The sequence below is a fragment of the Nocardia sp. NPDC055029 genome, assembly GCF_053608525.1.
Genome location: NZ_JBSGVQ010000008.1, coordinates 171728 through 190554 on the forward strand (window position 1 = coordinate 171728; position 18827 = coordinate 190554).

An 18827-nucleotide genomic window follows, 5' to 3' on the forward strand; every position below is an offset into this window, starting at 1 on the left:
GTTCATGAACGCTGAGCTGATCGTTTCCGTATCGGGGATCCGGGACACGACTCGCGACGCCGCGATCGAGTTCGCGGCGGAGATGGACCAGCGCGGTGTTCGGCTGTCGCTGCTGGTCGCGCCCCGGTTGAAGGGCAAGTACCGGCTGGTCGACGATCCGGCGACGCAGTCGTGGCTGCGCGGCAGGCGGCTCGAGGGCGACGCGATCGTGTTGCACGGGTACGACCAGGCGGCCACCAAGTCCCGGCGGGCCGAGTTCGCGAGCCTGCCAAGGCACGAGGCCACGTTGCGGCTCAAGGCGGCCGACCGGGTGATGGAGCGGGTGCAGCTGCGCACCCGGTTGTTCGCCGCGCCGCGCTGGGATGCCTCGGCGGGCGCGCTGGCCGCGCTGCCCGACGTCGGCTTCCGCATGGCCTTCGGCCTGACCACCATGCTGGACCTGGAGCGCGACGTGGCACAGCGGGCCCGGGTGTACGGCATCGGTGAGGGCTTCCGCGCCGAACCGTGGTGGTGCCGTGCGCTGGTGATGGGCGCCGCCCGCACCGCGCGGCGTGGCGGTGTACTGCGGCTGGCGATCTCGGCGGCCCAGTTGCAGCGATCGGGCCCGCGTCAGGCGATGCTCGACGCCGTCGATCTGGCGCTGTACCACGGTGCGCGCAGCGACGTCTACCGCTGGGAACCGTTCACCGCGTCCAGAGCTGCCTGACCGGCCGCCGCCGCGCGCGTCGGCGATCAAGCGCGCGGCGGTGGCCCCATGTCACGGCACTTCCGGGGCGGCGTCGTGGGTGAAGCCACCCGCCTGCGCGCGCGTCAGCGGCGTGCGCCACGGATTGGCCGAGAGCTGACGCAGGCTGCGCCCGATGTCGGCGAGCAGGAGTTCGGCCATGTCGATGGTGAAGCCGTGCCGGAACACCGCGCGCATGATCGTCTCGTCCTGCCGGTCGGCGGGCAGCGGGTAGGCGGCGATGAGCCACCCGCGGGCGCGCAGCCGGTCGGACAGGTCGTAGAGGTTGTAGTCGGCGCCCTCGGTCAGCCGCCACGTCGCCGCGGCGATGCCGCGCTCTGGTTCGCCCGCGTGGATCAGCTCGAACGGTCCGACCGCGCCCAACCCCTTCGCGAAATGCTGTGCGACGAAGTAGATCGCCGACTGCACCCGGGTATAGCCCGCCCGGCCGAGCCGGATGAAGTCGTAGTACTGGGTGATGACCTGCCCGCCCGGCCGGGAGAAATTGAGATTGAACGTCGGCATGTTGCCGCCGAGGTAGTCGACGTCGAAGATCAGTTCCCGTGGCAGATCGGCGGCTTCGCGCCACACCGCCCAGCCGACGCCGAGCGGGGCGAGACCGGTCTTGTGCCCGGAGGCGTTGATCGACTTCACCCGCGGTAACCGGAAGTCCCACACCAGATCCGGTGCGGTGAACGGACCGAGGAAGCCGCCGCTGGCCGCGTCGACGTGGATCGGGATGTCGGGCCCGCCCGCGGCATGCAGGCGGTCGAGGGCGGCGCTGATCGCGGCGACGTCCTCGAACAGGCCGGTGAAGGTCTGGCCGAAGCTCGGCACCACGGCGATGGTGTTGTCGTCGCAGTGATCCGGCAGGTCGTCGGGGTGCAGGGTGTACCGGTCGCCGCGCAACGGGACCTGGCGCAGTTCCACGTCGAAGTAGCGCGCGAACTTCTCCCAGCAGACCTGCACCGGCCCGCTCACCAGGTTCGGCACCCCGGTGCCGCCGCGCGCTCGCCAGCGGAACTTCGCGGCGAGACCGCCGAGGATCGCTGCCTCGCTGGAGCCGGTGGTCGAGGTGCCGAGCGTCGACGCGGGATCGGGGGCGTGCCACAGGTCGGCCAGCATGCGCACACAGCGCTTCTCCAGCTCGGCGGTCTGTGGGTATTCGTCCTTGTCGACGATGTTCTTGTCGACCGATTCGGCCATCAGGCGACGGGCCTTGTCGTCGATCCACGTCGTGCAGAACGTGGCCAGGTTCATCCGGGCGACACCGTCGAGGATCAATTCGTCGTGCACGATCTCGTAGGCGACGTCGGGAAGGAGTTCGTCGGCGGGAAAACCGCCGTGCGGGGCGGGCCGGGTGAAGCCGGGAAGACTGAAAAGGTCGTTGGGGAAGAGATTCTCGGCCACTGTTCCTCCAGTCAGAGGGTGCACTGCCAGGTGTTTGCTCTACCGGGATTCTGCAACGATTCTGTTCTCTTTGTGCTCGATTCGAGCCTACCGGGCGGATGCTCGACAGTTACTATGCAGGAGCATGTGATCGAGGTTTCCGCTAGTTGTGCAGACACAGCAGGAGGCAGCGCTGATGACGGGCTCCGCGACGAAAGCCGCGACGACGACGAAGTATTTGTCCTGGGTGACATTGGCGCTGATGACCACGAGTTCGGTGGCCAGCCTCCGCTCGGCGCCCACAATGGCGGTCTACGGACTCGCCTGTGTATTCCTCTACATCATTCCCGCGATTCTGTTCCTGCTACCGACCTCGCTGGTCGCCGCGGAACTCGCCTCGGGCTGGCAGGGCGGTATCTACAAATGGGTCGGGGACGGGCTGAACAAGCCGCTCGGCTTTCTCGCCGTCTGGTGCCAGTTCGCCATGACAATTTTCTATTACCCGAGCTTGCTCGCTTATGTGGCAAGCACTTTCGCGTACATCATCGATCCGTCACTGGCGTCCAACGGTCTTTATGTGGCGATCGTGATCATCACCGTCTATTGGGCCGGTGTGTACGTGTCCTCGCAGGGCACCAAGACGGTGGCCGGGCTGTCGAGCATGGGTCTGGTGATCGGCACATTGATTCCCGGTACCATCCTGGTCCTGCTGGGTATGGTGTTCCTCGCGCAGGGGAATCCGTCTGCGGCGCCGATGGATTCGAGTCATCTGCTGCCGGCCTGGACCGGTTTGGCGAGTCTCGTGCTGATCGTGAACAACTTCCTGTCCTACGCGGGCATGGAGATGAACGCGGTGCATGTGTCGTCGCTGAAGAATCCGGCCAAGGAATTCCCGAAGGCGATGTTCCTGGCGATGGGCCTGGTGCTGGTCATCTTCATCCTGCCCGCGCTGGCGATCAGCTGGGTGGTCCCGTCGGCCAGCCTGAGCCTGACCGCGGGCGTGATGCAGGCCTTCGACGGGTTCTTCAGCCACTTCGGCGTCGGCTTCCTCACTCCGATCGTCGGCATCGCGCTGGTGGCGGCCGCGGTCGGCGGCATGCTCACCTGGCTGGCCGGACCATCCAAGGGGCTGTTGCTGATCGGGCGCAGCGAGGGCTATCTGCCGCCGTGGCTGACCACGATGAACAAGCACGGCGTGCAGCAGAACATGCTGGTGGCGCAGGGCGTGTTCACGACGTTCATCGCGCTGCTCTACGCCTTCATCCCGAATGTCTCCAGCGCGTACTGGATTCTGTCGGTGATCACCACGCAGGTGTATCTGATCATGTACGTGCTGATGTTCGCGGCGGCGGCCAAACTGCGCCGCGACGATCCCGGCCATCCGCGCGGTTATCGGGCACCCGCCCTGTTCGCGCTCTGCGGTCTCGGCGCCGCGTCCTCGATCGCGGCGTTCGCGATCGGCTTCGTGCCGCCCTCGCAATTCGGCTCGGGGAGCCCGTGGGTGTATCTGCTCATCGTCGGCGGAGGCATGGGCATCGTCGGTCTGCTGATCCCGTACCTGTTCTACCGAAACCGCAGGGACAGCTGGAAACTCGATGTTCCGGAAGGGGAGAAGGCATGACGACCGGAGACGCCCCCGAACACAAGCGCCGCTGGATCTACATCACCGCGGGTGTGCTGCTCGTGGTGTTCGCCCTGATCGGCCTGCTCACCTTCGGCGAGATCCGCGATAACACCCAGGCGACCGCCAAAGCCGAACAGCTGCACAGCAGTCTGCTCGCGGCGGGCCTGCCCGCACCCGAGCCCGAGGTGATCGCCGACGCGCTCGGCGACGACGGCGGCTCGGTGTGCCAGGACCCGGGTTCGCCGCTGATCAAGGCGAATTACCAGGCCTCGATCACCAACGGCGCGGCTGGGCCGGGACAGCGCCCGGTGATCGGCCCGCGCGCCACCACCCAGGCGGTGGCGCTCACCATCGCCACCTATTGCCCGGATCGCTTGCAGGACTACCTTTCGCATCTCGACACACTGAAGCTGGACGACACGACGAAGTGAGGCGTGATGACCGAAACTCCCGATGTGGCTGCGCTGCGCGGCAAGGTATCCGGGCTGATGGGTCGGGCGAAAAAGGATCTGGCCGAGCTGGTTTCGTTCAAATCCGTCGCCGACCCACGCCAGTTCCCGCCGGAAGGGTGTGCGCAGACGGCGCAGTGGGTGGCCGACGCGTTCGCCGCGGCCGGGCTGACCGAGGTCGGCCTGCACGAGACGCCCGACGGCAGCACAGCGGTCATCGGGCACAAGCCGGGCCCGCCGGGCACGCCGACGGTGCTGCTGTACTGCCACTACGACGTGCAGCCACCACTCGACGACGCCGCGTGGAAGACCCCCGTCTGGACGCTGACCGACAAGGACGGCCGCTGGTACGGGCGCGGCGCCGCCGACTGCAAAGGCAATATCGTCACGCATCTGACGGCACTGCGCGCGATCGGGCCGGACTTCCCGATCGGTATCAAGGTGGTGTCGGAAGGGTCGGAGGAGCAGGGGACCGGCGGGCTGGAGAAGTTCGTCGCCGCCAATCCCGGCCTGCTGAGCGCCGATGTCATCCTGGTCGCCGACTGCGGCAATTTCGCGGTCGGCGTGCCGACCTTCACCCAGACCCTGCGCGGGAACGTGAATGTGGTCGTCACCGTGACGACGCTCGCGGGCCCGATGCACTCGGGCATGTTCGGCGGCCCGGCGCCGGACGCGCTCGCCGCCATGATCCACCTGCTGTCGTCGCTGCGTGACGCCGAGGGCAACACCACCATCGACGGTCTCACCGACGACCAGAAGTGGACCGGCGTGCAGTACCCGGTCGAGGACTTCCGGGCCGACGCCGGCGTGCTCGACGGCGTCGACCTGCTCGGCAGCGGCACCGTCTCGGACATGGTGTGGGCGCGGCCCGCGCTGACCGTGCTCGGGATGGATGTGCCCGCCGTCGTCGGGTCGTCGGCGGCGATCCAGCCGAGCACCCGGGCCAGGCTCAACCTGCGCATTCCGCCTGGCACCGAGCCCAAGCGAGCCCTCGACCTGCTGGAGGGGCACCTGCGCGCGCACGTGCCGTGGAACGCCCGGCTCGACATCGAGGTCGAAGCGCTCGGCGAACCGTTCGTCGCCTCCGAGCACGGGCCTGCGCGCTCGGCGCTGGAGCAGGCGATGGCGACCTCCTACGGCCGCCACGTGACCACCGAGGGCCAGGGCGGGTCGATCCCGCTGTGCAACGTCTTCGCCGACACCTACCCGAAGGCCGAGATCATGCTGATCGGCGTGGAAGAGCCGAAATGCCTGATCCACGCGCCCAACGAGAGCGTCGACCCGAGCGAGATCGAACACATGGCACTGGCGGAGGCGCTGTTCCTGGGCAGCTACCGCTGATCTAGAACTGCGCCTGATCCTCCGGCTGGATCGCCCTGAACTCGGTGCCCGCCGGAGCCATCTCGTCCAGCCTGCCGAAGTAGATGCCCTGCGCCGCCGGCTCGATGATCCCGAAATGGATCGGGACGGCGGTGCGGGGATTCACCGCGCGCAGGTAGTCGACGGTGTCCCAGATCCGCATCCACGGCGCGACGGCCGGGATGGCGAGCACGCCGACCGGGACCGGCGGCACCCAGAGCGAGTCGCCGGGGTGGACCAGCTGGGCCGGGTCGGCCGCGGTGCCGAGCTGGAAGACCGTGTTGTCGATCACCGGGATCTCCGGGTGGATCACCGCGTGGCGACCGCCGCCGCCGGTGATCTGTAGCTCACCGATATCGAGCACCTGACCGGCCGAGACCGGTTCCCAGCCCTCGCTACGCTGCTGGGCGGTCTGCGGGTCCGACAGCAGGCGGGCGGACGGGTTGGCCTCGATCAGCGCCTCGATCCGGTTCGGATCGATGTGGTCGGGATGCTGGTGGGTCACCGCGATCGCGTCCAGCCCGGTGATGCCCTCGAAGCCGTGTGCGAAGGTGCCTGGATCGAACAGCACCTTCACGCCGTGCAGTTCCACGAGGATGCAGGAATGACCGAAGTGGGCGATACGCATATGCCGATGCTAAGCCGCCACGACCCCGGAACGCGGGCACGACGGCCGGGTCAACTAGGATTTCTGAGGTAACCCCCCCACACCACATGAGGAGCAACGCGTGGCACGAGTCGTGGTCGAGGTCATGCCGAAGGCCGAGATCCTGGACCCCCAGGGACAGGCCGTGGTCGGCGCGCTCCCGCGTCTGGGATTCGCCGGAATCTCGGATGTGCGGCAGGGCAAGCGATTCGAGCTCGAGGTGGACGAGAGTGTCTCCGACGCCGAGCTCGAGCAGATCGCCGAGGCGCTGCTCGCCAACACCGTGATCGAGGACTGGAAGGTCGTTCGGGTCTCGTGAGCGCACGCATCGGCGTAATTACTTTTCCCGGCACGCTCGATGATGTCGACGCTGCCCGCGCGGTGAAGCTGGCAGGCGCCGAGGCCGTGAGCCTGTGGCACGCCGACGCCGACATCAAGGGCGTCGACGCGGTCATCGTCCCCGGTGGCTTCTCCTACGGCGACTACCTGCGCTGCGGCGCCATCGCCCGGTTCGCGCCGGTGATGGGCGAGGTCGTGCGCGCGGCCGGTCAGGGCCTGCCGGTCCTCGGCATCTGCAACGGCTTCCAGGTGCTGTGCGAGGCCGGGCTGCTGCCCGGCGCGCTGACCCGCAACGAGGGCCTGCACTTCATCTGCCGCGACGAGTGGCTGCAGGTCGACGCGACGAACACCGCGTGGACCTCTCGCTACGAGCAGGGCGCGCAGATCCTCGTCCCGCTGAAGTCGGGCGAGGGCCGCTACCAGGCCTCGGAGAAGGTGCTCGACGAGCTCGAGGGTGAAGGCCGCGTGGTGTTCCGCTACGCGGGCGACAACCCGAACGGCTCGCAGCGCGGGATCGCGGGCATCTCCTCGGCCAACGGCCGGGTCGTCGGCCTGATGCCGCACCCCGAGCACGCCACCGAGGCGCTGACCGGTCCGAGCGACGACGGCCTCGGCATGTTCTTCTCGGTCATCGACAGCCTGATCAGCGCCTGAGTTTCCGGCGCAGAACTGCGACAACGCCCCGACCTCGCCACGAGGTCGGGGCGTCGTCGGTTGCTAGGGCAGTCGGTCCAGGATGTCGAAGTCGACGCCGTCGGCTCTGGCGAGATGGGCAGGGCCGACGGCTTGGTTGCCGATGAAGCCATTGCGGGTGGACGGGCCGTCCAGCATGATGCCGGTGGCGAGGCGGCCCGCGATGGTGGGGACGTCCAGGGTGCCGACCGTGTCGGCCAGCGTGCGTAGCAGGTGGACCGCCTCATAGGTGGAATTGCTGAACGTGGTCAGCGCGGGGGCGAAGGCGCCCTGGTGTTCGCGGTAGCGGGCGCGGCGGTCGCGGCCGTCGGCGGTGTGCTCGTCGATGAAGAAGCTCGACGCCACATACAGGTTGGTGTTGGCGGCGGGGCCCGCGCTCAGGAGCACGTTCTCGTCGACCGCGGGGCTCAGGCGCGGCATGATCGCGGGCAGGCCGGTCGCGGTGAACTGCCGGTTGAACCGGGCGGTGTCGGCGCCGACCATCAGGACCAGGACAGCGTCGGCGCGCAGCAGGGCGGGACTGTCCAGGAACGCGTGGAAATCGGTGGTGCCGAGCGGGACGTACTGCTCGAGCACGATATCGGCCGGTGACGGCAGCGCGCGGCGCAGCGCGTTGACCGTCTGGCGCGGCCAGATGTAGTCGTTGCCGATCACCGCCCACTTGCGCACACCCAGTTCGCGCGCCATCCACGCGACGGCGGGCACGGTCTGGTGATCGGGATGCTCACCAACCAGCAGGACGCCGGGGCGTTCGTCGGGCAAGCCCTCGTGATCGGTCGCGTACAGGTAGGGGACCCGGCCGTCGACGGCGTCGGCGACCGCGCGGCGCACCGCCGAGGTGTGCCAGCCGGTGATCGCGCCGACCATGCCGGTCGCCAGAAATGCCTCGACCTCGGTGGCCACTTCGAACGGTGAGCGGCCGCCATCGATGGTTGTCAGCCGAATTTCGCGGCCCAGAATTCCTGTCCCGCTATTGATTTCATCGACAGCGAGGGAAATGGCCGCGGTACACGATGGAGCGATGATCCCACCGGGGCCCTGAGTGGGCACGATCGAGAGAATCTCGATCGTCTCGTCCCGACTCTCGTCGAACGTGGGCATTCTGTACTCTATCGCTCGAGTGTGAACGGGTTCGTTCGAATGAATGTGTCGGCAGGTGGGAATGCGATCGGTGTCCATCATAAGTGGGTGTTCCACGCTGCACGGCGCGCTGCGCTCGGCGGAGCGTAACTGGGTCCGTCAGCTCGACTCGGCGCTGTCGGCCGACAATCTCACGGCCGACCACTGGGCGATTCTGTCGCAGTTGTCGACCGACGATGGCATGACCATGTCGGAGCTGGCGGCTGCCGCGCGTCTCGCGCCGTCCTCGGCCACCCGGCACGCCGACCATCTCGCCGAACGCGGCCTCATCTTCCGGGTCGCCGCGACCGACGACCGCAGGCGGATCCTGATCGGGCTGAGCAATCTCGGCGCGAAGCTGGTCGGGCGGATCCGGGCGGAGGAACAGCAGGCGGAGGACGACCTACGTGCCCGGCTCGGTGCGCGGCGCTACGGCGAATTGGTTACCGCGCTGTCGGTCATCGCCGAGCTGTAATCCTGGAGCGCCGGCGGTCGGGTCGTGCGGGGCAGGGCCGATCGGGAGCTCGAGCACCTAGGATCGCGGATGTGCCTGTATCCCTGACTGCGGCCACCGCGAGTGGCCTGTGTGCCTTCATCGATGCTTCGCCGTCGCCGTTCCATGTGTGTGCGACGGTTGCCGCCGAGCTCGCGGCCAACGGATTCACGCCGCTGGCCGAGGCGCAGGCGTGGGCGGGTGCCGGCGGGAAACACTATGTGGTGCGCGGAGGTTCGCTGATCGCCTGGGCCGATTTCGACGCGGCCCCCGCCGATCCGTTCCGGGTGGTCGGGGCGCACACCGACAGCCCGAATCTGCGGGTGAAGCAGCACCCGGATCTGGCGGCGGCCGGGTGGCAGCTGGTCGGGCTCGAGCCCTACGGCGGCGCGTGGCTGAATTCGTGGCTGGACCGCGAGCTCGGGATCTCCGGGCGGCTCAGTGTGCGCGACGGTGCGCGGATGAGCGACGTCCTGGTTCGCATCGACGAGCCGATTCTGCGGGTGCCGCAGCTGGCGATCCACCTGTCCGAGGACCGGCGCGGGGTGACCCTCGACCCGCAGCGGCACGTGAACGCGATCTGGGGCATCGGTGATTCGCCCGCCTCGTTCCTGGATTTCGTGGCCGAGCGGGCCGGGGTCGCCGGCGCCGACGTGCTCGGCTGGGAACTGATGACCCACGATCTCGCGCCGAGCACACTGGTCGGACGCGACAACGATCTGGTGAGCGCGCCACGGCTCGACAACCAGGGCACCTGCTATGCCGGGCTGCAAGCATTCCTCGCCGCGGTCGACGAGCCGGGCGCGGCGACACCGGTGCTGGTGATGTTCGACCACGAGGAGGTCGGCAGCCAATCCGATCGGGGCGCGCAGTCGGATCTGCTGCCCGCCGTCCTGGAACGCATCGTGCTGGCCCGCGGTGGTGGGCGGGCGGAGTACCTTGCCGCGCTTGCCGGTTCGGTGGTCGCCTCCGGTGACATGGCGCACGCGACGCACCCGAACTACCCGGACCGGCACGAACCCGCGCACCGGATCGAGGTCGGCGGCGGGCCGGTACTCAAGGTCAACCAGAACCTGCGCTACGCCACCGACGCGGCCGGGGCCGGCGCCTTCGCGCTGGCGTGCGCGCAGGCCGGTGTTCCGTTGCAGCGCTACGTCCACCGCGCCGATCTGCCGTGCGGTTCGACCATCGGCCCGATGACCGCGGCGCGCACCGGCATGTCCACCGTCGACATCGGCGCACCACAGCTGGCGATGCACTCGTGCCGAGAACTCATGGGCGCCGCGGACGTTCCCGCCTACGCCGCGGCCTTGGCGGCGTTCCTCACCCCGGCCGCCCTCGACTGAGCGGCCTCGGCGCAGCCCGCGCGGGCTGGACTCGGCACCGATCGGGGCTGGCAGAGTCCGCGCGAGGGCGAGCTTGGCCGCGCCGAGTGACGGGCACGCTTCCTGGCCGGAGACGCGCGCCGGCTGACCGGTGTCAGGCGGCGGCGGGTTCCGGTGTGGTGGAGGCTTTCCGGTTCGGCCGGTAGGTGATCACCGCGTACACGATCACCGCGAAGGTCGTCCACACGTAGCTGGCGCCGATGATCTGCTGCCACCAGGCCCAGCCGAGCTCCTTGCCGTTGGAATGCGGCAGCACCCACTGCGGCCCGACGATGAACATCACCGTGAACAGCGCGACGACGGCGGTGAACACGCGGGAGCGGCGGCGCGTGACCTGGTCGACGGCGACGACAAGCGCCGGCGCCACCCACACCCAGTGATGCGACCACGACACCGGCGAGACCAGCAGCACGGCAGCGGCGTTGACCAGCAGCGCGGCGACGTCCCTGCCCGCGCCGATGAGCCGGTACATCCACACCGCGGCCAGCGCGACCGTCAGCACCGACAGCGCGATCCACAGCCCGGTGGCCACCGATTCGTCCATGCCGAGCCGGAACAGCGTGCCCTTGATCGACTGGTTGCCCGCGAAGTACGGGGTGCCGATGCGGCCGGTGTCGGTGACGGTGTGGAACCAGTATTCGACCGAATCGCTCGGGAACAGCAGGAAGCCGACGCCCACCGCGCCCGCCGCCGAGACGACCAGGGTGGCGGCGGCCTTCCAGTCCCGGCGCAACAGGAAATACAGCAGATAGCCCGCCGGAATCAGCTTGATCGACACCGTGATGCCGATCAGCATCCCGCGCGGCCAGAACGGCTTGCGGACCAGGATGTCGATGGTGACCGCGGCCATCAGGATCAGATTGATCTGACCGAAGTTGAAGGTCTGCCGCACCGGCTCCAGGTACTGGGCCAGACCGAGACCGGCGATCACCACGGTGAGCACCGAGATCCGGTCGAGCTCGGGACGGATCCGGACGAGCACCAGCCACAGCGCGATACCCAGGCTCACCAGCGAGGTCACCAGCACGGAGACCTCGGCGGCCACCAGCGGCATCAACGCCAGCGGCACGAAGAACGCCGCGGCGAGCGGGGGATAGGTGAAGGGCAGGCCGAGCCCGTAGACCGGCGGCATCGGCCCGTACAGGTCACCGCCGTCCAGCCAGACGCGGGCGCCGTTGCGGTAAACCTGCAGGTCGATGAACCCGTGCCACCAGTGCGCGAGCAGCGCGACCGCGGCGGAGAACACGAACAACGCGATCGAGGCGGCCAGCCACTTGCGCTGCCGGTCGCGGTCGACCGGGTGCGGTGGGTTTTCCGACGGCCCGGCAGGAGTGGAACTCGGCGCCGCGTCCCGCGCGGGAACAGGCGGCTCGACCTGCTCGGCAACCCCCGGACTCTCGTTCACGGCGTCAGACTAACGGGTGCGGACCCGCCCCAAGCGCAGGTGTGATCAGGCCGGGTGCGAGGTCGGTCACCAGTGGGCAGTGCGGGGCGAAGCCGCTCCGGTGCCAACCATTAGACTCTGGAGTCAAGTTCCCCCGGCCGAAAGGACCCTGGTCTCCCGTGACACTGCAGGTCGACACCGTCGCTACCGCCGCAGCCACCCCGGATGCTCCGCAGCCGTACAAGGAACTCGGTCTCAAAGACGACGAGTACGCCCGCATCAAGGAGATTCTGGGCCGCAGGCCCACCGACGCCGAACTGGCGATGTACTCCGTGATGTGGAGCGAGCACTGCTCCTACAAGTCCTCGAAGGTGCACCTGCGCTACTTCGGTGAGACCACGACCCCCGAGATGAAGGCCTCCATGCTGGCCGGCATCGGCGAGAACGCCGGTGTGGTCGACATCGGCGACGGCTGGGCGGTCACCTTCAAGGTCGAGAGCCACAACCACCCGTCCTACGTCGAGCCGTATCAGGGCGCGGCCACCGGCGTCGGCGGCATCGTGCGCGACATCATGGCGATGGGCGCGCGCCCGATCGCGGTCATGGACCAGCTGCGCTTCGGCGCGGCCGACGCGGCCGACACCCGTCGCGTTGTCGACGGCGTCGTGCGCGGCGTCGGCGGCTACGGCAACTCCCTCGGCCTGCCGAATGTCGGCGGCGAGACCGTCTTCGACGCCTCCTACCAGGGCAACCCCCTCGTCAACGCGCTGTGCGCGGGCGCGATGCGGGTGGAAGACCTGCACCTGGCCTTCGCCTCCGGCGCGGGCAACAAGATCATCCTGTTCGGCGCGCGCACCGGCCTCGACGGCATCGGCGGCGTCTCCGTGCTCGCCTCGGACACCTTCTCCGGCGAGGAGACCGGCACCGGCCGCAAGAAGCTGCCCGCCGTGCAGGTCGGTGACCCGTTCACCGAGAAGGTGCTCATCGAGTGCTGTCTGGACCTGTACAAGGCCGGACTCGTCGTCGGCATCCAGGACCTCGGCGGCGCCGGGCTGTCCTGCGCCACCTCCGAGCTGGCCGCGGCGGGCGACGGCGGCATGCACATCGACCTGACCAAGGTCCCGCTGCGCGCCAAGCACATGACCCCCGCCGAGATCCTGTCGAGCGAGTCGCAGGAGCGCATGTGCGCGGTCGTCACCCCCGAGAACGTGGACGCTTTCATGGCCGTCTGCAAGAAGTGGGACGTGCTGGCCACCGTCATCGGTGAGGTCACCGACGGCGATCACCTCGTCATCACCTGGCACGGAGAGACCGTCGTCGACGTGCCGCCGCGCACCGTCGCCCACGAGGGCCCGGTCTACGAGCGCCCCGTGCAGCGTCCCGAGGACCAGGACGCGCTGATCGCCGACACCACCGCGACCCTCACCCGGCCCAAGACGGCCGACGAGCTGCGCGAGACCCTGCTGACCATGATCGCCAGCCCGCAGCTGTGCAGCCGCAAGTGGATCACCGAGCAGTACGACCGCTACGTGCGCGGCAACACCGTGCTGGCCGAGCACGCCGACGCCGGTGTGGTGCGCATCGACGAGGAGTCCGGCCGCGGTATCGCGCTGGCCACCGACGCCTCGGGCCGCTACACCAAGCTCGACCCGTACACCGGCGCGCAGCTGGCGCTGGCCGAGGCTTTCCGCAATGTCGCCACCACCGGCGCCACCCCGAAGGCCGTCACCAACTGCCTGAACTTCGGTTCGCCGGAGGACCCTGGCGTGATGTGGCAGTTCCAGCAGGCCGTGCGCGGTCTCGCGGACGGCTGTGCGGCGCTCGGCATTCCGGTCACCGGCGGCAATGTCAGCTTCTACAACCAGACCGGCAAGGACGCCATCCTGCCCACCCCGGTGGTCGGCGTGCTCGGCGTGATCGATGATGTGCACCGCCGCATCCCGACCGGCCTCGGCCTCGAGCCGGGCGAGTCGCTGATCCTGCTCGGCGAGACCCGCGACGAGCTGGACGGCTCGATCTGGTCGCAGGTCGTGCACGATCACCTCGGTGGCGTGCCGCCGAAGGTCGACTTCGCCCGCGAGCAGCTGCTCTCGGAGGTGCTCACCTCGGGCTCGCGCGACGGCATGATCTCCGCCGCGCACGACCTGTCCGAGGGTGGCCTGGCGCAGACCGTCGTCGAGGCCGCGCTGGCGGGCGAGACCGGTTGCCGCATCGTGCTTCCCGAGGGTTCGGACCCGTTCGTCGAGCTGTTCTCGGAGTCGGCGGGCCGCGTGCTCGTCGCCGTGCCGCGCTCGGAGGAGACCCGCTTCACCAAGATGTGCGACGCGCGGCAGCTGCCGTGGACGCGGATCGGCGTTGTCGACCAGGGCTCGGATTCGATCGAGGTGCAGGGCCAGTTCTCGGTGACACTCGCCGAATTGCGCGAGGCGTTCGAGGGCACCCTGCCTAAGCTGTTCGGAGCGCACACCGCCTGAGAGGTCAGCGCCCGGAGGCGGTAGCGGAGCGTGACCACGTAGGGCGCCCGAGCAGGCGCCATCGACGCAGCCTGAGTTTTCGGATGAGGAGTCGAGCTTGATCATCGAGGAAACTAGCTCGACTTCCACTCCCGTTGTTCGTGAGAACCTCTTCGTCCGTGGAATCCACGTGACGGAGAGGTTTTTTCATCCGAACTACACCGGGCTCGTCGTGGCGACGGTGTTCTTCTGCTGGTCGCTGACGCCCTCGCTGCTACCGCGTGACTGGTTCTTCCAGGGCCTGGTCAGCGGCATCAACGCGACGATCGGCTACGGCCTCGGCTGCGCGCTGGCCTGGGCCTGGCGCCGGTGGGTCGTGCCGAGGATCACCCTGCCGGAGCAGGTCACCGCGCGCTGGGCGGAGCGGCCGAGCTGGACTTTGATCGCGGTGAAGTCCGTGATCGTGGTGGTCTGCCTGATCTTCGCGATCCTGATGAGCATCCAGTCGGCGCACTGGCAGCGCCAGATCACCGACCTGATGGGGATGGAACCGGTTTCCGGCTCGGGTTATTCGCGCACCGTGCTGGTCGGCGCGGTGGTGGTCGGGTTGCTGATCTGGATCTCGCGCGGCGTGGTCAGGCTCGTGCGGGCCGTGGCGCGCGGGCTGAACCACTGGGTCCGGATTCCCGCCTCGGTCGCGCGCCCGCTCGGCGTGGTCATCGTGATCGTGGCCGCGGTGCTGCTGTTCAACGGCGTCCTGGCGAAAACCTTCTTCACCGTGGCGAATTCGGCGTTCAGCGCCCGCAACAGCCACACCTCGGCGCATGCGATCCAGCCGACACTGCCCGAACGTTCCGGCAGCCCGGAGTCGCTGGCGAAGTGGGACACCCTCGGCTCCGAGGGCCGGTGGTTCGTGTCCAACGCACCGACCGCGCTGGCGATCGGGCAGGTCACCGGAAAGCCGGCGCGCGAACCGATCCGGGTGTACGCCGGGCTGGAATCGGCCGACGGGTTCGAGGCGCAGACCGATCTGGCCGTCGCCGAACTCGACCGCACCAAGGCCTTCGAACGCGAAGTGCTGGTGGTGATCAGCACCACCGGAACCGGCTGGGTCGATTCGACCAGCGCGGAGTCGATCGAGCTGATGTACGGCGGAGACAGCGCGCTGGTGGCGACCCAGTACTCCTACCTGCCCAGTGCCCTGTCGTTCCTGTCCGACCGGGACAAGTCGATGACCATGGGCCGCCTGCTGTTCGACAAGGTGTACGAGCGCTGGGCGGCGCTGCCCGAGGACGCCAGGCCCAAGCTGCTCGTCTACGGCGAGAGCCTCGGCTCGCAGGGGTCGGAGGGCGCGTTCTCCGGGCTGGCCGATATCCGCAATCGCGCCGACGGCGTGCTCTGGGTCGGCCCGCCCAACTCCAACCGGCTCTGGTCGGAATTCGTGCGCAGGCGCGACCCCGGCACCGAGGAGATCACCCCGATCTACGCCGACGGGCTCTCGGTGCGGTTCGCCGCGAGCGCGGATCAGCTGGCCCGGCCGTCGGACAACTGGACCGACCCGCGCATCGTCTACCTGCAGCACGCGTCCGATCCGGTGGTGTGGTGGTCGCCGGATCTGCTGTTCTCCGAACCCGACTGGCTGACCGAGAAGCGCGGACCCGATGTGTCGCCTGCGATGGCGTGGTATCCGATCGTCACGTTCTGGCAGGTCGCCGCGGATCTGCCACGCGCGCAGACGGTGTCGAACGGGCACGGGCACAACTACGGCAACGTGGTACCCGACGCCTGGGCCGCGGTAGCCGAACCACCGGACTACACACCGGAATTGGCCGCGCGGATCAAGTCTTTCCTCATCGAGTCCGCGGCCACCGAGCATCAGCTGAAATAGACCGGGCGGCGCCGAACCCCTCGATCGGCGCCGGCCCGATCCGCTCAGGACACCGACTTGAACGGATTGTGTTCGGCGATCAGCTGTTCCAGCCGTGCCTCGTCGATCCGGCCGATCAGTGACTGGGTCTCCTGCTGGTCGCGCACCACCTTGGCGAGTGTGAAGCAGCTGGTCACCAGGAACAGGCCCGACATCGCCAGGAAAGCGCGCTGCCAGCCGTCCAGGGGCAGGTAGGCGATTCCGGCACCGGTCCCGAACAGGCTGACGGCGAACGCGATCGCGGCCTGGGCCATGTAGGCCGAGGTGTTCTTCGGCTTGGCATTGGGTGTGCTCATAGGAATAAGCATGCTGACCGGGGGTTTCGCGCGGGCGCGTGAAAATACTCGAGCGCGGTGGGTAGTTGCCGAACGCAGGCGGAAAGTGACCGACCCGCCATCCACAACACCCTGCCGCCCCGAAACAGGCCAGCCATACTGGTTTGGTGTCCGCGACAGGCTCGACCCTCGTGACGCTGCGTACGCGCGGCGCCAGGGTGCTGCGCCGCGTCGAGGACATCGTCGACCTCAACTACCCCGGCCTGGTCTTGGCGACGCTGTTCTTCGCGCTGTCGGTCACGCCGTCGCTGGTGCCGCGCGACTGGCTGTTCCAGGGCCTGATCAGCGGGATCAACGCCGCCATCGGCTACGGGCTCGGGTGTGTGCTCGAGTGGGCGTTCCGGCGCTGGGTGCGGGCGCGAATCCCGATTCCCAGCCCGTCGGACCGGCTGCGGTACGCGATCAAGGCGACCGTGCTGGTCGTCTGCGCGCTGGTCGCGGCGCTGATGCTGGTGCAGTCGGCGCGCTGGCAGCGGGAGATCACCTCGCTGATGGGGATGGCGGGGACTACCACGACCGCGTACCTGCGGACCGGGCTGCTCAGCGTGGCCGTCGGGGTAGCCGTCGTCGCCGCCTACCGGACCGTGCGGGTGCTGGTGCTCGTGCTGGCCCGCCAGCTCAATCGCTGGGTGCGGGTGCCGCGCGAGCTCGCGCCCGCCGCCGGTGCGCTGGTGCTCGTCGTTCTCGCGGTGACGATCTTCAACGGGGTGGCCTCGCGGGCGTTCTTCGCCGTGGCCAACTCCGCCTTCAGCGTGCGCAACGACCGGGTGTCGCAGTTCGCGGTGCAGCCCGCGAAACCGGAGCGCTCGGGCAGTCCTGCTTCGCTGGCGCCGTGGGAGACCCTGGGCTTCGAGGGACGGTGGTTCGTGTCGAACGGGCCGAGCGCCGACGACATCACCGAGGTGACGGGAAAACCTGCGCGGGAACCGATTCGGGCCTACGTCGGGTTGGAGTCGGTGACCGGCGAGCAGACCGCGGCGCAGCTGGCCGTCGACGAGCTGGAACGGACCAAGGCCTTCGAACGCGAGGCCATGGTGGTGGTGACCACCACCGGCACCGGCTGGGTCAACTCGACGGCGGCGGGCGCGATCGAATACCTCTACGGGGGCGATACGGCCATCGTGGCCACCCAGTATTCCTATCTGCCCAGCGTGCTGTCGTTCCTCTCCGACCGGGAGAAGGCGGCCGCGGCCAGCCGGGAACTGTTCGACGCGGTGTATCAGCGGTGGCTGGCCCAGCCGGAGGGACAGCGGCCGAAACTGTTCGTGTACGGAGAGAGCCTGGGTTCCCAGGGGTCGGAGGAGGCCTTCGACGGGCTCGCCGATCTGCGCGAGAAGGTGGACGGCGCGCTGTGGGTGGGGCCGCCGAACTCGAATCGGCTGTGGCGGCAGTTCGTCGACCGGCGTGATCCAGGGTCGCCCGAGGTGGCGCCGGTCTATGCCGACGGGCTGGTCGTCCGATTCGCCGACGACGCAGGCGATCTGGGGTCGGTGGAGCGGTGGCGTGAGCCGCGCATCGCCTACCTGCAGCTCCCGTCCGATCCGATCGTGTGGTGGTCCGCCGACCTGATCTTCACCCAGCCGGATTGGCTGAGCGAGCCGCGCGGCCCTGATGTGTCGACGCAGATGCGGTGGGCACCGTTCGTGACGTTCTGGCAGGTCACGGCCGATCTCACGAATGCGCAAGGGGTTGTCGACGGGCATGGGCATCGGTATGGGTCATTGGTGCTCGACGGCTGGCTGGCCGTGGCCGAGCCGCCGGGGGTCAGTGCGGAGGTCGTCGAAAGTATCCGTGCCGCACTGGAATCCGCGGACGAGTACGAGCGGCAGGTCAAGTGAGGGCAGGGCGATGGTCGGCGTCGGTTCGCGGTCGTATCGGACGTGGTGTAGCGCTGGCACTTCCGGTGCTGTGGAGTAATCGGTTACTTCCTGCGCTCGATCTGCGGTTGCGCGGCCGGACGGTGGCGAACATCGTGTTCGCGGCGGGCTACACGGCGGTCTTCGGTGGGCGTCCGAACTGGTTGTCGGCCAGGGGGTTCCGGTGGGGAGCGGGGGGTGCCGCGCTGGTGTTCGCCGGTTATGGTGCGGCGCTGGCGGTTCCGGCGTTGCGTCGGCTGCCGCTCGAAGTAGCCGAGCGGGTGCCGGAGGCGTCGCACCTCGAATGGATCGCCCTGCACATCCCGGTGGGCACGGTGCTCGCCGAGGAAGCGGTGTTCCGTGGCACGCTCGATCCGCTGCTCGACGAGATTGCCGAACCGCGCGTCGCCGCGGCGGTGGGCGCGCTCGACTTCGGGCTGTGCCACATCCGCCCCGCGCGGGTCACCGGCGAATCGGTGCCGGGAACTGTCGCGCTCACCACGCTCGCCGGTCTGGTCTTCAGCGCGTTGCGCAGGCACACCGGCAGCGTGACCGCGCCCGCTCTGCTGCATCTGGCGATCAACGCCGGGGGAGCGTTGCTCCCGCTCGCGGCGATGCGGATCGAATTGCTCAGGCAGTAGCGACGGCGTTG

General features: G+C 68.7%; 17 protein-coding genes. 12 read left to right on the top strand and 5 right to left on the bottom strand.

Going from position 1 to position 18827, the window contains the following annotated elements:
- The first annotated feature begins 4 nt into the window (after positions 1 to 4).
- Positions 5 to 706: a DUF2334 domain-containing protein gene (locus ACWF9G_RS10640; protein WP_452514843.1), complete on the top strand. Its 702-nt coding sequence runs from the start codon at positions 5 to 7 to the stop codon at positions 704 to 706.
- A gap of 51 nt (positions 707 to 757) precedes the next feature.
- On the opposite strand, the gene ACWF9G_RS10645 is transcribed toward ACWF9G_RS10640, so the two are convergent.
- On the bottom strand, positions 758 to 2134 hold the full coding sequence (locus ACWF9G_RS10645; RefSeq protein WP_452514844.1) for a glutamate decarboxylase: 1377 nt from the start codon (positions 2132 to 2134) through the stop codon (positions 758 to 760).
- A gap of 175 nt (positions 2135 to 2309) precedes the next feature.
- On the opposite strand from ACWF9G_RS10645, the gene ACWF9G_RS10650 reads away from it, so the two are divergent.
- From ACWF9G_RS10650 to ACWF9G_RS10660, 3 genes are read left to right on the top strand one after another with little or no spacing between them, the layout of a single operon-like run.
- Positions 2310 to 3734: an APC family permease gene (locus tag ACWF9G_RS10650; RefSeq protein ID WP_379306577.1), complete on the top strand. Its 1425-nt coding sequence runs from the start codon at positions 2310 to 2312 to the stop codon at positions 3732 to 3734.
- Entirely contained in the window at positions 3731 to 4168 is a 438-nt protein-coding gene (locus ACWF9G_RS10655) for a hypothetical protein (protein WP_452514845.1), read from the top strand. Before ACWF9G_RS10650 ends, ACWF9G_RS10655 begins: the two co-directional genes overlap by 4 nt.
- Positions 4169 to 4174: 6 nt before the next feature.
- Complete coding sequence (locus ACWF9G_RS10660) at positions 4175 to 5527, top strand: M20/M25/M40 family metallo-hydrolase (protein ID WP_452514846.1); 1353 nt, start codon at positions 4175 to 4177, stop codon at positions 5525 to 5527.
- 1 nt (position 5528) lies between these two features.
- Here ACWF9G_RS10660 and ACWF9G_RS10665 read toward each other — a convergent pair whose 3' ends face one another.
- The gene (locus tag ACWF9G_RS10665) at positions 5529 to 6173 is read right to left on the bottom strand and encodes an MBL fold metallo-hydrolase (protein ID WP_379306542.1); all 645 of its coding nucleotides are present in this window, start codon (positions 6171 to 6173) and stop codon (positions 5529 to 5531) included.
- A 100-nt stretch (positions 6174 to 6273) separates the two neighbouring features.
- Between ACWF9G_RS10665 and purS the strand changes: the two genes are divergently transcribed.
- Positions 6274 to 6510, top strand: coding sequence for a phosphoribosylformylglycinamidine synthase subunit PurS (purS, locus tag ACWF9G_RS10670; RefSeq protein ID WP_022565847.1), 237 nt, complete (start codon positions 6274 to 6276; stop codon positions 6508 to 6510).
- Entirely contained in the window at positions 6507 to 7184 is a 678-nt protein-coding gene (purQ, locus tag ACWF9G_RS10675; RefSeq protein ID WP_379306544.1) for a phosphoribosylformylglycinamidine synthase subunit PurQ, read from the top strand. Before purS ends, purQ begins: the two co-directional genes overlap by 4 nt.
- A gap of 63 nt (positions 7185 to 7247) precedes the next feature.
- On the opposite strand, the gene ACWF9G_RS10680 is transcribed toward purQ, so the two are convergent.
- A complete protein-coding gene (locus ACWF9G_RS10680; protein ID WP_452514847.1) occupies positions 7248 to 8324 on the bottom strand; it encodes a substrate-binding domain-containing protein in 1077 nt (358 codons plus the stop codon).
- Positions 8325 to 8385: 61 nt separating this feature from the next.
- On the opposite strand from ACWF9G_RS10680, the gene ACWF9G_RS10685 reads away from it, so the two are divergent.
- Both ACWF9G_RS10685 and ACWF9G_RS10690 read left to right on the top strand, forming a co-directional pair.
- Positions 8386 to 8817 (top strand): MarR family winged helix-turn-helix transcriptional regulator, encoded by a 432-nt coding sequence (locus tag ACWF9G_RS10685; protein WP_379306548.1) that lies wholly within the window; start codon positions 8386 to 8388, stop codon positions 8815 to 8817.
- A gap of 71 nt (positions 8818 to 8888) precedes the next feature.
- Positions 8889 to 10181, top strand: coding sequence for a M18 family aminopeptidase (locus tag ACWF9G_RS10690; protein WP_379306550.1), 1293 nt, complete (start codon positions 8889 to 8891; stop codon positions 10179 to 10181).
- A gap of 133 nt (positions 10182 to 10314) precedes the next feature.
- Here the strand turns inward: ACWF9G_RS10690 and ACWF9G_RS10695 are convergent, their stop codons facing one another.
- Complete coding sequence (locus tag ACWF9G_RS10695; RefSeq protein ID WP_452514848.1) at positions 10315 to 11625, bottom strand: glycosyltransferase 87 family protein; 1311 nt, start codon at positions 11623 to 11625, stop codon at positions 10315 to 10317.
- A 158-nt stretch (positions 11626 to 11783) separates the two neighbouring features.
- Between ACWF9G_RS10695 and purL the strand changes: the two genes are divergently transcribed.
- The gene (gene purL, locus ACWF9G_RS10700; RefSeq protein WP_379306553.1) at positions 11784 to 14078 is read left to right on the top strand and encodes a phosphoribosylformylglycinamidine synthase subunit PurL; all 2295 of its coding nucleotides are present in this window, start codon (positions 11784 to 11786) and stop codon (positions 14076 to 14078) included.
- A gap of 169 nt (positions 14079 to 14247) precedes the next feature.
- Positions 14248 to 15945 (top strand): alpha/beta hydrolase, encoded by a 1698-nt coding sequence (locus tag ACWF9G_RS10705; protein WP_379306555.1) that lies wholly within the window; start codon positions 14248 to 14250, stop codon positions 15943 to 15945.
- A 44-nt stretch (positions 15946 to 15989) separates the two neighbouring features.
- Here ACWF9G_RS10705 and ACWF9G_RS10710 read toward each other — a convergent pair whose 3' ends face one another.
- A complete protein-coding gene (locus ACWF9G_RS10710; RefSeq protein WP_336086490.1) occupies positions 15990 to 16280 on the bottom strand; it encodes a YiaA/YiaB family inner membrane protein in 291 nt (96 codons plus the stop codon).
- Between the two features lie 143 nt (positions 16281 to 16423).
- On the opposite strand from ACWF9G_RS10710, the gene ACWF9G_RS10715 reads away from it, so the two are divergent.
- Together ACWF9G_RS10715 and ACWF9G_RS10720 are read left to right on the top strand one after the other, a co-directional pair.
- On the top strand, positions 16424 to 18157 hold the full coding sequence (locus ACWF9G_RS10715; protein ID WP_452514849.1) for an alpha/beta hydrolase: 1734 nt from the start codon (positions 16424 to 16426) through the stop codon (positions 18155 to 18157).
- Positions 18158 to 18222: 65 nt separating this feature from the next.
- Positions 18223 to 18816, top strand: a complete 594-nt coding sequence (locus tag ACWF9G_RS10720; RefSeq protein WP_452514850.1) for a CPBP family intramembrane glutamic endopeptidase — start codon at positions 18223 to 18225, stop codon at positions 18814 to 18816.
- Positions 18817 to 18827 lie beyond the last annotated feature (11 nt).